Annotated in this window: 11 protein-coding genes and 1 tRNA gene; 10 read left to right on the forward strand and 2 right to left on the reverse strand. The window is 72.5% G+C overall.

Features of this window, described 5'->3' with window-relative positions; all coding sequences use genetic code 11:
- Positions 1 to 179: 179 nt before the first annotated feature.
- The 7 genes from E0D90_RS15955 to glmS all read left to right on the forward strand — a co-directional run bounded on the left by E0D90_RS15955 (position 180) and on the right by glmS (position 9,438).
- Entirely contained in the window at positions 180 to 1,796 is a 1,617-nt protein-coding gene (locus E0D90_RS15955; protein WP_130798921.1) for a carboxyl transferase domain-containing protein, read from the forward strand.
- Positions 1,797 to 1,861: 65 nt separating this feature from the next.
- Complete coding sequence (locus E0D90_RS15960; protein WP_130798923.1) at positions 1,862 to 3,970, forward strand: acetyl/propionyl/methylcrotonyl-CoA carboxylase subunit alpha; 2,109 nt, start codon at positions 1,862 to 1,864, stop codon at positions 3,968 to 3,970.
- On the forward strand, positions 3,967 to 4,941 hold the full coding sequence (locus tag E0D90_RS15965; protein WP_103528839.1) for a hydroxymethylglutaryl-CoA lyase: 975 nt from the start codon (positions 3,967 to 3,969) through the stop codon (positions 4,939 to 4,941). Before E0D90_RS15960 ends, E0D90_RS15965 begins: the two co-directional genes overlap by 4 nt.
- 1 nt (position 4,942) lies before the next feature.
- Positions 4,943 to 6,106 (forward strand): acyl-CoA dehydrogenase family protein, encoded by a 1,164-nt coding sequence (locus E0D90_RS15970; RefSeq protein ID WP_130798925.1) that lies wholly within the window; start codon positions 4,943 to 4,945, stop codon positions 6,104 to 6,106.
- Between the two features lie 31 nt (positions 6,107 to 6,137).
- Positions 6,138 to 7,061, forward strand: a complete 924-nt coding sequence (locus E0D90_RS15975; RefSeq protein WP_130798927.1) for a DUF4429 domain-containing protein — start codon at positions 6,138 to 6,140, stop codon at positions 7,059 to 7,061.
- A gap of 170 nt (positions 7,062 to 7,231) precedes the next feature.
- Positions 7,232 to 7,507, forward strand: a complete 276-nt coding sequence (locus tag E0D90_RS15980; RefSeq protein ID WP_103501811.1) for a hypothetical protein — start codon at positions 7,232 to 7,234, stop codon at positions 7,505 to 7,507.
- A 110-nt stretch (positions 7,508 to 7,617) separates the two neighbouring features.
- A complete protein-coding gene (glmS, locus tag E0D90_RS15985) occupies positions 7,618 to 9,438 on the forward strand; it encodes a glutamine--fructose-6-phosphate transaminase (isomerizing) (protein ID WP_130798929.1) in 1,821 nt (606 codons plus the stop codon).
- Between the two features lie 688 nt (positions 9,439 to 10,126).
- On the opposite strand, the gene E0D90_RS15990 is transcribed toward glmS, so the two are convergent.
- Together E0D90_RS15990 and E0D90_RS15995 are read right to left on the reverse strand one after the other, a co-directional pair.
- The gene (locus tag E0D90_RS15990) at positions 10,127 to 10,297 is read right to left on the reverse strand and encodes a hydrophobic protein (protein WP_103501801.1); all 171 of its coding nucleotides are present in this window, start codon (positions 10,295 to 10,297) and stop codon (positions 10,127 to 10,129) included.
- Between the two features lie 282 nt (positions 10,298 to 10,579).
- Positions 10,580 to 11,104, reverse strand: a complete 525-nt coding sequence (locus E0D90_RS15995) for a universal stress protein (protein ID WP_103501800.1) — start codon at positions 11,102 to 11,104, stop codon at positions 10,580 to 10,582.
- Positions 11,105 to 12,029: 925 nt separating this feature from the next.
- Here E0D90_RS15995 and E0D90_RS16000 point away from each other — a divergent pair.
- From E0D90_RS16000 to E0D90_RS16010, 3 genes are all read left to right on the forward strand, one after another.
- Positions 12,030 to 13,184 (forward strand): GlxA family transcriptional regulator, encoded by a 1,155-nt coding sequence (locus tag E0D90_RS16000; protein WP_103501799.1) that lies wholly within the window; start codon positions 12,030 to 12,032, stop codon positions 13,182 to 13,184.
- A 158-nt stretch (positions 13,185 to 13,342) separates the two neighbouring features.
- Positions 13,343 to 13,939, forward strand: coding sequence for an oligoribonuclease (gene orn / locus E0D90_RS16005; protein WP_130798931.1), 597 nt, complete (start codon positions 13,343 to 13,345; stop codon positions 13,937 to 13,939).
- A 112-nt stretch (positions 13,940 to 14,051) separates the two neighbouring features.
- Positions 14,052 to 14,124: transfer RNA gene (locus tag E0D90_RS16010), tRNA-His, on the forward strand.
- The last annotated feature ends 432 nt before the right edge of the window (positions 14,125 to 14,556 follow it).

Genomic DNA, 14,556 nt, shown 5'->3' on the forward strand with positions numbered 1-14,556 from the left:
GCGGGCTGGCCGCCGGGGGTCGGCCGGGGCATGTCTCCCATTCTAGACAGCGGCGTTAGTGAGCGTTAACCTCACGAGAAGGGCGGTTAACGCTCACTAACCATCCGGAGCGATCCGGAGTCGTCCCGGCCCCCGGCGGCGGCCCGCACGGGCACCCGGGAGCGAGAGGCAGGAGGCTCATGTCCCAGGCACCGCCGCTCGGCAGCACCGCCGACCCCGCGAGCGACTCCTACCGGAGCAACGTCGCGGCCCACGAGGCGCTGGCGGCCGAACTGCGCGAGAAGCTGGCGTCGGCCCGCGAGGGCGGCGGCGAGCGGGCCCGGGCCCGGCACACCGCCCGCGGCAAGCTGCTGCCCCGCGACCGCGTGGACGCCCTCCTCGACCCGGGCTCCCCCTTCCTGGAACTGGCACCGCTGGCGGCGGACGGCCTCTACGGCGGCCAGGCCCCGGCCGCCGGCGTCATCGCGGGCATCGGCCGCGTCTCCGGCCGTGAGTGCGTGATCGTCGCCAACGACGCCACCGTCAAGGGCGGCACCTACTACCCGATGACGGTCAAGAAGCACCTGCGCGCACAGGAGGTGGCGCTGGAGAACCGGCTGCCCTGCCTCTACCTGGTCGACTCCGGAGGCGCCTTCCTGCCGATGCAGGACGAGGTCTTCCCCGACCGCGAGCACTTCGGGCGGATCTTCTACAACCAGGCCCGGATGTCCGAGCGCGGCATCCCGCAGATCGCCGCGGTGCTCGGCTCCTGCACCGCCGGCGGCGCCTATGTCCCGGCGATGAGCGACGAGGCCGTCATCGTCCGCGAGCAGGGCACCATCTTCCTCGGCGGGCCGCCGCTGGTGAAGGCCGCCACCGGTGAGGTGGTGACCGCCGAGGAACTCGGCGGCGGCGAGGTGCACTCCCGGGTCTCCGGCGTCACCGACCACCTCGCCGAGGACGACGCCCACGCGCTGCGCATCGTGCGCGACATCGTCGGCACCCTCCCCGCGCGCGGTGAACTCCCCTGGACCACCGAGCGGGTGGAACCGCCGGCGGTGGACGCCGCCGAGCTGTACGGAGTGGTCCCCGCGGACTCCCGCACCCCCTACGACGTGCGCGAGGTCATCGCCCGGATCACCGACGGCTCCCGGTTCCACGAGTTCAAGGCCGAGTACGGCACCACCCTGGTCACCGGCTTCGCCCGGATACACGGCCACCCCGTCGGCATCGTCGCCAACAACGGCATCCTCTTCGCCGAGTCCGCCCTCAAGGGCGCGCACTTCATCGAACTCTGCGACCAGCGCGGCATCCCGCTGCTGTTCCTCCAGAACATCTCCGGGTTCATGGTCGGCCGCGACTACGAGGCCGGCGGTATCGCCAAGCACGGCGCCAAGATGGTCACCGCCGTCGCCTGCGCGCGGGTGCCCAAGCTCACCGTCGTCATCGGCGGGTCCTACGGCGCCGGCAACTACTCCATGTGCGGCCGGGCGTACTCGCCGCGGTTCCTGTGGATGTGGCCCAACGCCAAGATCTCCGTGATGGGCGGCGAGCAGGCCGCCTCCGTCCTCGCCACCGTCAAGCGCGACCAGATCGAGGGCCGGGGCGAGGAGTGGTCCACCGAGGACGAGGAGTCCTTCCGCGCCCCGGTCCGCGAGCAGTACGAGACACAGGGCAACGCCTACTACGCCACCGCCCGACTCTGGGACGACGGAGTGATCGACCCGCTCCAGACCCGGACCGTCGTCGGCCTCGCCCTCACCGCCTGCGGCAACGCGCCGCTCGGCAACCCGGGCTACGGCGTCTTCCGGATGTGAGCGCGGTGGACGGCGGCACCGGGCAGCGGCAGAGGCAGCAGCGGCAACTCAGGGAAGCAGGGCAGATGTTCGACACCGTACTGGTCGCCAACCGGGGCGAGATCGCCGTGCGGATCATCCGTACGCTGCGGCGCCTCGGCGTGCGGTCGGTCGCCGTCCACAGCGACGCCGACGCCGACGCCCGCCACGTCCGGGAGGCCGACACCGCCGTGCGGATCGGTCCCACCGCCGCGGCCGAGAGCTACCTCTCCGTCGAACGCCTCCTGAAGGCGGCGGCGCTCACCGGTGCCCAGGCCGTCCACCCCGGCTACGGATTCCTCGCGGAGAACGCCGTGTTCGCCCGTGCGGTCGCCGAGGCCGGGCTGGTCTTCGTCGGCCCGCCCGCCGACGCGATCGAGCTGATGGGCGACAAGATCCGTGCCAAGGAGACCGTCCGCGCCGCCGGCGTCCCCGTGGTCCCCGGCTCCACCGGCTCCGGCCTCGACGACGGCCAACTCGCCGCCTCCGCACGCGAGATCGGCATGCCGGTGCTGCTCAAGCCCTCCGCCGGAGGCGGCGGCAAGGGCATGCGGCTGGTCCGGGACGAGGCCCGCCTCGCCGACGAGATCGCGGCCGCCCGCCGTGAGGCGCTCGGCTCCTTCGGTGACGACACCCTGCTCGTCGAACGCTGGATCGACCGGCCACGGCACATCGAGATCCAGGTGCTCGCCGACGGCCACGGCGGCGTCGTCCACCTCGGCGAACGCGAGTGCTCCCTCCAGCGCCGCCACCAGAAGATCATCGAGGAGGCCCCGAGCCCGCTGCTGGACGAGGCCACCCGCGCCGCGATGGGCGAGGCCGCCGTCGAGGCGGCCCGCTCCTGCGGCTACCGGGGCGCCGGGACCGTCGAGTTCATCGTCCCCGGCGGCGACCGGGGCGCCCACTACTTCATGGAGATGAACACCCGGCTCCAGGTCGAGCACCCGGTCACCGAGCTGATCACCGGCATCGACCTCGTCGAGTGGCAACTGCGGGTCGCCGCGGGCGAGAAGCTGCCCTGGGGACAGTCCGGGATCACCCTCGACGGCCACGCCGTCGAAGCCAGGATCTGCGCCGAGACCGCCCGGCGGAGCGACACCGCCGAGGCCGGGGAGGGGGAGGGGGCCCGCGTCGACTTCCTCCCCTCCGCCGGCACCGTGCTGCTGCTGCGCGAACCGGACGGCGAGGGCGTCCGCGTCGACTCCGGGCTGGCGGACGGCAGCGAGATCTCCACCAGCTACGACCCGATGCTGGCCAAGGTCATCGCCCACGGTCCCGACCGCCCGGCCGCACTGCGCCGGCTGCGTGCCGCACTGGCCGCCACCACCGTGCTCGGCGTGGACACCAACACCGCGTTCCTGCGCGCCCTGCTGGACCACCCCGAGGTCCGCTCCGGCGAGATGGACACCGGCCTGGTCGACCGCGACGCCGCCGCGCTGCTGCCGCCCGGGGTCCCCGACGAGGCGTACGCCGCCGCCGCGCTGCTCGCCCACGCCGCGCTGACCCCGGCCGAGACCGGCGGCTGGACCGACCCGTTCTCCCTGCCCACCGCCTGGCGGCTGGAGGGCCCCGCCTGGACCACCCACCACCTGCGGGCACCCGGGCACGACCCGGTCGCGGTGGCCGTGCGCGGCGAGGCCGAGGCCACCGAGGTGCGGATCGGCTCCGACGCCGAGCCCGTGCCCGCCCGGCTGCTGCCCGCCGGCCCGGGAGACGTCCGCCTGGTCTGGCACGGCGTCCAGTCGACGTTCGCCCACGCGGCGGGCGTGGGCGCCCACTGGCTCGGCCGGGACGGCCAGAGCTGGCAGCTGCTCCACCACGACCCGGTCGCCGCCGCGCTGCGCGGCGCGGCCGGCGCCCACGGCGCCGACGCCCTGACCGCGCCGATGCCCGGCACGGTCACCCTGGTGAAAGCCGCCGTCGGCGACCGGGTCACCGCCGGGCAGGCGCTCCTGATCGTGGAAGCGATGAAGATGGAGCACGTCATCTCCGCGCCGCACGACGGCACCGTCACCGAACTCGACGTCCGGGCCGGTACCACCGTCGCCATGGACCAGGTCCTGGCCGTCGTCGACCCGCACCCCGCACCCGGCGACGAGCCGCACCCCGCCACCGGCGACGAACCGCACCCCGCCACCGGTGAGGAGACGACATGACCACCACCGAGCCCCGCGCCGAGCTGCCGATGACCGTCCCCGCCGACGGGCTGCCCGCCCGGGTCCGCATCCACGAGGTCGGGCCCCGCGACGGGCTCCAGAACGAACAGGCCGTGGTCCCGGTCGAGGTCAAGGCCGAGTTCGTCCGCCGCCTGGCCGCGGCCGGGATGGACACCGTCGAGGCGACCAGCTTCGTCCACCCGCGCTGGGTACCGCAGCTCGCCGACGCCGAGGAGCTGTACCGGGAACTGTCCGGAGACCCCGCGCTGAGCGAGGTGCGGCTGCCGGTGCTCGTCCCCAACGACCGGGGCCTGGACCGGGCGCTGGCACTGGGCGCCCGGCACGTCGCCGTCTTCGCCAGCGCCACCGAGACGTTCGCCCGCGCCAACCTCAACCGCACCGTCGACGAGGCGCTGGCGATGTTCGAGCCGGTCGCCGCCCGCGCGCTCGCCGCCGGCGCGGAGGTCCGCGGCTACCTCTCCATGTGCTTCGGCGACCCCTGGGAGGGCGCGGTCCCCGTCGAGCAGGTCGTGCGCGTCAGCCGGGCGCTGATCGACATGGGCTGCGCCGAGCTGAGCCTCGGCGACACCATCGGCGTCGCCACCCCGGGCCACGTCACCGCGCTGCTCACCGCCCTCAACGAGGCCGGCGTCCCCACCGAGCGGATCGCCGTCCACTTCCACGACACCTACGGGCAGGCACTCTCCAACACCCTGACCGCCCTGCGGCACGGCGTGACCACCGTCGACGCCTCCGCGGGCGGCCTGGGCGGCTGCCCCTACGCCCGCAGCGCCACCGGCAACCTCGCCACCGAGGACCTGTTGTGGATGCTGCGCGGCCTCGGTGTCGAGACCGGCATCGACCTCGGCTCCCTCGCCGCCACCAGCGGCTGGATGGCCACCCACCTCGGGCGACCCAGCCCGTCCCGCACCGTGCGCGCCCTGTCGGCGCCGTCCCACAAGGAGAGCTGACATGACCCTCGACCACCGCCTCGCCTCCGAACACGAGGAACTGCGCCGCACCGTGGAGGCGTTCGCCCACGACGTGGTCGCCCCGAAGATCGGCGACTACTACGAGCGCCACGAGTTCCCGTACGACATCGTCCGGGAGATGGGCCGGATGGGCCTGTTCGGCCTGCCGTTCCCCGAGGAGCACGGCGGGATGGGCGGCGACTACCTGGCGCTCGGCATCGCCCTGGAGGAGCTGGCGCGGGTCGACTCCTCGGTGGCGATCACCCTGGAGGCGGGCGTCTCCCTGGGCGCCATGCCGATCCACCGCTTCGGCACCGAGGCGCAGAAGCGCGAGTGGCTGCCGCGGTTGTGCTCCGGCGAGATGCTGGGCGGCTTCGGCCTGACCGAACCCGACTGCGGCTCGGACGCCGGCGGCACCCGCACCACCGCCGTCCGGGACGGCGACGAGTGGGTCATCAACGGCACCAAGTGCTTCATCACCAACTCCGGCACCGACATCACCGGCTTCGTCACGGTCACCGCCGTCACCGGCCGGCGCGAGGACGGCGCCCCGGAGATCTCCACGATCATCGTCCCCTCCGGCACCCCCGGCTTCACCGTCGCCGCTCCCTACTCCAAGGTCGGCTGGAACGCCTCCGACACCCGGGAGCTGTCCTTCGCCGACGTACGGGTGCCCGCCGCCAACCTCCTCGGCGACGAGGGCCGCGGCTACGCCCAGTTCCTGCGGATACTGGACGAGGGCCGCATCGCGATCTCCGCGCTGGCCACCGGCCTCGCGCAGGGCTGCGTCGACGAGTCGGTGCGCTACGCCACCGAGCGCCACGCCTTCGGCCGCCCGATCGGCGCCAACCAGGCCATCCAGTTCAAGATCGCCGACATGGAGATGCGCGCCCACACCGCCCGCGTCGCCTGGCGGGACGCCGCCTCCCGACTGCTGGCCGGTGAGCCGTTCAAGAAGGAGGCGGCGATGGCGAAGCTCTACTCCTCGGAGATCGCCGTCACCAACGCCCGGGAGGCCACCCAGATCCACGGCGGCTACGGCTTCATGAACGAGTACCCGGTGGCCCGCATGTGGCGCGACTCCAAGATCCTGGAGATCGGCGAGGGCACCAGCGAGGTGCAGCGGATGCTGATCGCCCGGCAGCTCGGCCTGCCCGGGGCCTGACCACGAGTGGAGGCCCTGGCACAATCGGCCCATGGCGGAGATCACACAGAAGGACGGCAGCTGGTCCTTCGACGGTGAGGTGTTGCGGATCGTCCCCGGACACGGTCGCGGGGTGCACGCGGTCCGCACCCAGCTGGGGGAGCTGATCGTGCCGCTGGCGGCGATGGCCGGGGTCTCCTACGAGGCCGGCCGGAAGCGCGGCCGGCTGCGCCTGCGGCTGCGGGCGGGCGCGGACCCGTTCGCCCAGGCCACCTCCGGCGGGCTGCAGGAGGCGGCCGACCCCTACAGCCTGGAGGTGGACTCCGACCGGGCGGGGCTCGCCGAGTACCTGGTGGACGAGGTCCGCAACTCCCTGCTCCTGGACCAGGTGCCGGTGAACGACCCGGCCGACCGCTACCTGATGCCGGGGCCGACGGTCCCCGCGATACTCAACGGCTCCGACGGGAAGATCTACTTCGACGGCGAGCGGCTGAAGATCGAGTGGGGCTGGGCTACCGAGGAGGTCAAGAAGTCGGCGGGCACCCGCTCGCTGGCCCTGGAGGAGCTCACCGGCGTGGAGTGGCAGCGCCCCACCTGGGAGAACGGCTGGTTCCGCGTCCTGCCGCTCGGCGCGCACGTGGCGGTCAAGCCCTCCCACGATCCCAACTGCGTGGTCCTCTGGGGCTGGCGCGAGGCGCGGGAGACCTCCGAGTCGGCGCTGCTCGCGGCGGCCGTCACGGCGCGGCTGCCGCATCCGTACGCGCGGGAGACCGAGGCGGTCGAGGCGGCCGGTCCCATCGCCCTCACGAAGGGCGACACCCCCTCCCCGGCGCCCGCCGGCGCAGGCGGCACCGGCGAGCACGGGCAGGACGCGCTGCTGCGCAGGCTGCGGGAACTCGGGGAGCTGCACGAGAGCGGCGTGCTCACCGACGAGGAGTTCGCCCGGGCCAAGACGGCCGTGCTGGACCAGCTCTGAGGCGCCGCGGGACCGCACGGTCCCGCGCTGCTCCCGCACTGGCCCCGCACGGGTCCGGCGGGTTGTCCGCGACGCTCCCACTGGTGCATACGAGCGCCATCACCCAGCAATCCTGCCCGATACCGGGCAGGATTGTTGCTATCCCCCTCCTCGATCCGCAGTATCGAGTGGTGCTCGGACGCCGTACGCCCTATGACGACCTCGTGGACCATCTGGTGCGCAGCACGCCGCTGGCACGCGGCGAGGCGGCCCGGGTGGTCCTGGACGTCCTGGCGTACTTCGACGAGACGACGGAGGAGTTCGTCCGCCGGCGCCACCGCGAACTCCAGGGCAGAGGGATGACCAACCCGGCGATCTTCGAGCGGATCGCCGAGGAGCTGCCGCGTCGCGCGGTCGCGCCGCCCGCGCTGTCCCTCAGACAGCTGCGCCGCATCGTCTACGGCTGACCCGCCCACGGCGGAGTCCCGGACCGAACGCGGCGACCACCGGCGCGTACGACGCCCGCGCACCGGACGATACGGAAAAGTCAGGGCAACAACCTCCCGGAGGACTTGATATGTGCGGAATCGTCGGATACATCGGCCCGCGTGACGTGGCCCCGCTGCTGCTGGAGGGACTCCAGCGCCTGGAGTACCGCGGCTACGACTCGGCCGGGATCGCCATCCACAGCAGTGGCAAGGGCGGCGGCCTCAAGACCGTGAAGAACAAGGGCCGGGTCCGCGAGCTGGAGGCCAAGGTCCCGGCGCGCTTCGCGGGCCACACCGGCATCGCGCACACCCGCTGGGCCACCCACGGCGCGCCCAACGACGTCAACGCCCACCCGCACCAGAACGCCGCGGGCACCGTCGCCGTCGTCCACAACGGCATCGTCGACAACTCCTCCGACCTGCGGGCCAAGCTCGCCGCCGACGGTGTGGAACTGCTCTCCGACACCGACACCGAGGTCTTCGCCCACCTCATCGGCCGCTCCGGGGCCGACACCCTGGAGGAGAAGGTCCGCGAGGCGCTGCGGTACGTCGAGGGCACCTACGGCATCGCCGTGCTGCACGCCGACTTCCCCGACCGCATCGTGGTGGCCCGCAACGGCTCGCCGGTGGTCCTGGGGATCGGTGAGAAGGAGATGTTCGTCGCCTCCGACGTCGCCGCGCTGGTCAGCCACACCCGCCAGGTGATCACCCTGGACGACGGCGAGATGGCGACCATCAAGGCCGACGACTACCGGACCTACACCACCGACGGCAGCCGCACCTCGTCCTCGCCGACCACCGTCGAGTGGGAGGCCGAGAGCTACGACATGGGCGGCCACGACACCTACATGCACAAGGAGATCGCCGAGCAGGCCGACGCCGTCGACCGTGTGCTGCGCGGCCGCATCGACGACCGGTTCGCCACCGTCCGGCTCGGCGGGCTCAACCTCGACGCCCGCGAGGCCCGTTCGATGCGCCGGGTGAAGATCCTGGGCTGCGGCTCGGCCTACCACGCGGGGCAGATCGGCGCCCAGATGATCGAGGAGCTGGCCCGCATCCCGGCCGATGCCGAGCCGGCCAGCGAGTTCCGCTACCGCAACCCCGTCGTCGACCCCGACACGCTGTACATCGCGGTCAGCCAGTCCGGCGAGACCTACGACACCCTGGCCGCAGTCCAGGAGCTCAAGCGCAAGGGCGCCCGGGTCCTCGGCGTGGTCAATGTCGTCGGCAGTGCCATCGCCCGCGAGACCGACGGCGGCGTCTACGTGCACGCCGGTCCCGAGGTGTGCGTGGTCTCCACCAAGTGCTTCACCAACACGGCGGTCGCGTTCGCCCTGCTCGCCCTGCACCTCGGCCGCATCCGCGACCTGTCGGTGGCCGACGGCAAGCGGATCATCGAGGGACTGCGGCAGCTGCCCGCCCAGATCAGCCGGATCATGGAGGAGGAGGACCGCATCGCCAAGCTGGCGGGCGAGTTCGCCGACGCCAAGTCGATGATGTTCGTCGGGCGGGTGCGCGGTTACCCGGTCGCCCGTGAGGCCTCGCTGAAGCTCAAGGAGATCTCCTACATCCACGCCGAGGCGTACCCGGCCTCCGAGCTGAAGCACGGACCGCTGGCGCTGATCGAGCCGGCCGTGCCGACGGTGGCGATCGTCCCCCAGGACGAGCTGGTGGAGAAGAACCGGGCGACGCTGGAGGAGATCAAGGCCCGCAGCGGCCGCATCCTCGCCGTGGCGCACGAGCCGCAGGAGAAGGCGGACGACACCATCGTGGTGCCGCGCAACGAGCCGGAGCTGGACCCGGTGCTGATGGGTATCCCGCTCCAGCTGCTGGCCTACCACACGGCGCTGGCGCTCGGCCGGGACATCGACAAGCCGCGCAACCTGGCGAAGTCCGTCACCGTCGAGTAGTCGCGGCCCGTTCGCGGTTGGCTTGTCCGCTCGCTGTCGGCGATGCCGGTGACAGCGACGCGGTGGGCATGGGACGGCCCCCGGGAAGCGCGTGCCACCATACGCACGCCCCGGGGGCCGTCACTCGCACCGGCGTCGCCCTAACGCCGGCCGGGAAGCCACCGGCGGGGCCGTCACCCCCCGCGCGGTGGCACGTTCTGTCATCTGTTCATGCCCATCACAAGCGCACAATCCACGTGTTCGGGCCGACTAGTTGACACGGATTCGCGCAGTGGCGCCGCCGGATCGGCGGTCGCCGCCTGTGCGCGTGGCGTGCGCCGGGCGTGCGCGGACCCGCGGTGTCCGCATTCCGGAGAAACGCGCGGTGGAACGCGCCGCGCGTTGTCCGGGAAAAACCCATGTGAAATGCCCGGAGGGCGGCGACCGTTCTGGTCGCCGCCCTCCGTGGTGAGGCGGGTAATTCCCGGATCTCTTCGTGAATTCCCCGGCGATCGAATTCGGCCGCCGTCCGGTGGGTACCGGTCACGGGAATAGGTGATGCTCGGTTCTCCGGGAGTCTGGGGCGGTGGCGGGGGAACCCGCCGGTCGGCCGCCCCGGGGTGTGACGGTGTGTGCGGCCCTGGGGGCCGCTGGGCCGGCACGGGGCGCCGTGGCGCCCCGTGGTCCGGCCCTGAGCGGTGTGTGCTTGCTACCAGCGGTACCAACGGCCACGCCCGCCACCACCGGTCGCGGGGCGAATCAGGAAGCCCAGCACCCAGAAGACGAGAACGATGACCGCGACCCACCACAGGATCTCCAGCGCGAAGCCCGCGCCGAAGAGGATGAGAGCCAGCAGAAGAACAAGAAGCAGGGGACCCATATGTATCAACCTCCAACGAGTCACTTGCCCCCCGATATTCATTCCATGCACGAAAAGATTCGTGTGTTTTTATTTCCGGGGAGTGGGTATTCGGTAGAGCGTCGGCTGCACGGGAGTGCGGCCGGTCCGCCCGGGGCGCGCGCTTTTCCGCAGGTCACCGGGGGAGCGCGGGAGCCCCTCGCTCTGCTTCCGGTCCTCTCGGGGGACTCTCGGGGGACGTGGCGCCGCCCTGGTTCCGCCGGAGGAGACCCCGGGTGACGCAGCGTCAGGAAGTGCCCCGGCTCAGGGGATGACGATGACGGGGCGCTCGGCCCGGCGGACCAGCCGCCCGGAGACCGTGCCGAAGATCCGGCCCAGCATCCCGTGGGTGGAACCCACCACGATCGCGTCGGCCGCGTACTCGCGGCCGACCTCCTCCAGCTCGTGGCAGATGTCGCCGCCGCGCTCCAGCAGCACCCAGGGCACCTCGGCGAGGTAGTCCGCGCACGCCAGCTCCAGTCCGAGCACCTCCGTGCGGTGGTCCGGGACGTCCACCAGGGCCGGCGGCTCGCAGCCCGCCCAGACCGTCGTGGGAAGCCGGTTCGCCACATGGACGATGATCAGCCCGGACCGGGAGCGGTGCGCCATGCCGACTGCGTAGGAGAGCGCCCGCTCGCTGGAGGTGGAGCCGTCGAAGCCGACGACCACACCGTGGCGGAACGCCGGGTCCCGGGACACGCACGCCTCTTCGGCCGACTCGCTCGGCGTCGTCGGATCTGCGACGCCCCGCTTGCGGTCAGCCGGTTCGGGAAGCTCGTAGCCAGCCATCGGTTTCTCGAAGTGTCTCGGTGGAGTGGCCTCGGGCGGTGCGGGAGAGAGGGGAACCGGACCGGTGGAGCACGTCGTCGCCGCCCTTCACAGGTCGTACCAACCAGAATACGGCGTCCCTGCCGTACTGCCCAGCGGCCGGAAGGCCCTACCGGGCCGCATGCGCCGGGCGCCGCCGCCCGGGCCACGTCGCCCCGACGGCGCACACCCCGCGGTGCGGGGCACGGTGGGGTCTCGCGCGGGCACGGCCACGCGGGCACGCGCGCGGCCCCGGGCGGAGCAGCATGCCCGAGTCGGTGCCGCTTCGCAATCCCGGTTCGCGGCCGCAGCGCGGCGAGGATCGCACCGTGGGAGCCGGCCGGAGGGCCGGATCGCCCGGAGGGACGGGCTCCGCTTGTGTGGATACGCGGCGCGCCGGACAGGATTCCGGTGGCGACGGAGCGCGTGCCCGGCCGCGCGGGGGTGCCGCGAGTGGCCGAGCGTGGTCCATCGGTGGCGGAATGTCAGCGGTCGCCCCGACGGATTCCAGCCGCTCCGCGAGCGTTCGGGCCGGCCGGGGCCGCCCCGGCCGAACCAGTCCGTCATAACTCCTATTTTCGGCCAACTTCCCTGCACAGCAAGGGGTCTCCGGTGACGCACCGCGTGCGCGGCGCCACCCGGCCCACCCCTGCCCGGGATGCCCGAGGGGGAAGTGACAGCCCCTGTCCAGGGCGAGTTGGGGGCGAAGGCGCGCTTCCGTCAGCCGCTCGGACATGGAACGCTGCCTGAGCGAATGCTTCGCGCCACGGAGCAATGTCGCCGGAGAGCGCCGAGTGCCGAACTGGTCCCGCCCACCTCGTCCGACCCAGTAGATTCGATCTTGGCAATCACGTCGGGGGAAACGTGCAGGACCGAGAGGATGCGACAACCGAGGGAACTGAGGAGCATGAGCCAGGACCCAACGCACGGCCCCGAACCAGTCAAGGGGCACCGCTCGTTCGCGGTGGACAGCCTCGCCACCCGGCGTCGCCGCGAGATCGTCGCGGTGCTGTTGTTCAGCGGCAGCCCCATGTTCGAAAGCTCCATCCCGCTCTCGGTGTTCGGCGTCGACCGCCAGGACGCCGGAGTACCGCGCTACCGTCTGCTCGCCTGCGCGGGTGAGGACGGGCCGCTACGCACCACCGGGGGGCTGGAACTCAGAGCCCCCTACGGCCTGGGAGCGCTCTCGCGGGCAGGCACGGTCATCGTGCCCGCCTGGCGATCGATCACCGGGCCACCGCCGACACCGGCACTCGCCGCGCTGCGCCGTGCCCACAGTGAGGGCGCCCGCGTCGTCGGGCTCTCCACCGGGGCTTTCGCGCTCGGAGCGGCCGGGCTGCTGGACGGCAGGCTGGCGACCACCCACTGGATGTACGCGCCGACACTGGCGAAGCGGTACCCCTCGGTCCATGTGGACCCCCGGGAACTCTTCGTCGACGACGGGTCCATCCTGACGTCCGCCGGGACATCCGCCGGGATCGACCTGTGCCTCCACATCGTCCGCGTGGACCACGGGCCCGAGGCGGCCCAGGCACTGGCCCGCCGGCTGGTGCTGCCCGCGCGGCGGCCACCCGCGGCGGAGGCCGCCCAGGGGCCCCAGCGGCACCTGGACAGGTCTTTACCAGAGGACATCGGAGCGGATCCGCTGGCCGAAGTCGTTGCCTGGGCGCTGGAACACCTCCACGAACAGTTCGACGTCGAGACGCTGGCCGCCCGCGCCTACATGAGCCGCCGAACCTTCGACCGGCGGTTCCGGTCGCTGACCGGCAGCGCCCCGCTGCAGTGGCTGATCACCCAGCGGGTGCTCCAGGCACAGCGGCTGCTGGAGGTCTCCGACTACTCGGTCGACGAGGTGGCGGGACGCTGCGGCTTCCGCTCACCGGTCGCGCTGCGCGGGCACTTCCGCCGCCAGCTCGGCTCCTCGCCGGCCGCCTACCGGGCGGCCTACCGCGCCCGGCAGCAGTCCGCGGCGGCACCGGCCGGTCAGGCGCCCCGCGCCAAGACCATGACCGAGCCGTATCCGCCGCGTCTTCCGCATCAGCGCGGACGGCCGCCGCAGTGACCGGCGGCAGCCCGCCGCCGTGAACCACGGGCCACCGGGCCCCCGGCATCCTGCCGGGGGCCCCGCCGTGCTGCCAGGGAGAGGGCGCGCCCGCTCCCGCGCGGACGAGAGCCACGGGCGCGGTCCGGCCGTGACGATCACGCCGTAAGGTGGGTCGCATGAACGACCGCATGGTGTGGATCGACTGCGAGATGACAGGTCTCTCGCTGTCCGCCGACGCGCTCATCGAGGTGGCCGCGCTGGTGACCGACTCCGAGCTGAACGTGCTCGGCGAGGGCGTGGATGTGGTGATCCGCCCGCCCGACGGCGCGTTGGAGACGATGCCGGAGGTGGTGCGTCAGATGCACACCACCTCGGGCCTGCTGGAGGAGCTGCCCGGCGGAACCACGCTCGCCGAGGCCGAGGCGATGGTCCTCGCCTACATCCGCGAGCACGCGCCGGAAGCCGGGAAGACGCCGCTGTGCGGCAACTCGGTCGCCACGGACCGGGGTTTCCTCGCCCGTGACATGCCGGCGCTGGAGAAGCACCTCCACTACCGCATCATCGATGTCTCCTCGGTGAAGGAACTGGCCCGCCGCTGGTACCCGCGCGCCTACTTCAACAGCCCGGAGAAGAACGGCGGGCACCGCGCCCTCGCCGACATCCGCGAGTCCATCGCCGAACTCCGCTACTACCGCGAGGCGGTGTTCGTGCCGCAGCCCGGACCGGACTCCGCGACCGCCCGGGAGATCGCCGCCCGGCACACCCTCTCCTGAGGCCGCCCGGGGTGCCCGTGACCGCCGCCCCGGCGGGCCTCGCAAAGGCGGGCGCGAGCACCCCCGTAAACCCTGTACACTCTTATCGGCCGGTGCGAAACAGCCGGTCATGGTGGGTGTAGCTCAGTTGGTAGAGCACCTGGTTGTGGTCCAGGTGGCCGCGGGTTCAAGTCCCGTCACTCACCCTGAACGATCGAGGCCCGGTTCGCGGAGACGCGGACCGGGCCTCTTTCGTGTGGGTGCGCCAGGCGCCGGGTCGTCCGGTCCAACTGCCTTACTGATCAACTCTGTTGGTTGCCGGTCGGTGATACCCGCCGGTCAGCGGGGGTGTGGGCCGCGTCCCGCCCGGGCAGGCCCTCACCCAGGGTCGTCGCACGGCGACGGCCGTGTCGGTGGGGGAGAGCGGGGACGGGGTCATGTCTGCGTACCGGGCACAGCGGTTCCAGCTGTGGTGCAGGAGGAATCCGGGCCGTTGCGGTGTGCTGGCCGGCGTGACGACGGGACCGGTCGCGGGCCTTCTCGTCGCGTTGCTCGCGACGGTCAACGGCCGGCCCGAGCCGTTGGGCGCGCTGGCCGCCGCCCTCGGCTGCGGTGTGGGGACGGCGCTCGGCGTCGCC

It is taken from the genome of Streptomyces otsuchiensis, assembly GCF_004305975.1.
In the GTDB taxonomy this organism is placed as follows: domain Bacteria; phylum Actinomycetota; class Actinomycetes; order Streptomycetales; family Streptomycetaceae; genus Streptomyces; species Streptomyces otsuchiensis.

What these genes read in the sequence shown, in the direction of transcription:
- E0D90_RS16000 (WP_103501799.1), top strand. Translation starts at nt 12,030, where the DNA reads ATGAGCCAGGACCCAACGCACGGCCCCGAACCAGTCAAGGGGCACCGC.
- E0D90_RS15995 (WP_103501800.1), bottom strand. Translation starts at nt 11,104, where the DNA reads ATGGCTGGCTACGAGCTTCCCGAACCGGCTGACCGCAAGCGGGGCGTC.
- E0D90_RS15965 (WP_103528839.1), top strand. Translation starts at nt 3,967, where the DNA reads ATGACCACCACCGAGCCCCGCGCCGAGCTGCCGATGACCGTCCCCGCC.
- glmS (WP_130798929.1), top strand. Translation starts at nt 7,618, where the DNA reads ATGTGCGGAATCGTCGGATACATCGGCCCGCGTGACGTGGCCCCGCTG.
- E0D90_RS15955 (WP_130798921.1), top strand. Translation starts at nt 180, where the DNA reads ATGTCCCAGGCACCGCCGCTCGGCAGCACCGCCGACCCCGCGAGCGAC.
- E0D90_RS15960 (WP_130798923.1), top strand. Translation starts at nt 1,862, where the DNA reads ATGTTCGACACCGTACTGGTCGCCAACCGGGGCGAGATCGCCGTGCGG.
- orn (WP_130798931.1), top strand. Translation starts at nt 13,343, where the DNA reads ATGAACGACCGCATGGTGTGGATCGACTGCGAGATGACAGGTCTCTCG.
- E0D90_RS15970 (WP_130798925.1), top strand. Translation starts at nt 4,943, where the DNA reads ATGACCCTCGACCACCGCCTCGCCTCCGAACACGAGGAACTGCGCCGC.
- E0D90_RS15975 (WP_130798927.1), top strand. Translation starts at nt 6,138, where the DNA reads ATGGCGGAGATCACACAGAAGGACGGCAGCTGGTCCTTCGACGGTGAG.
- E0D90_RS15990 (WP_103501801.1), bottom strand. Translation starts at nt 10,297, where the DNA reads ATGGGTCCCCTGCTTCTTGTTCTTCTGCTGGCTCTCATCCTCTTCGGC.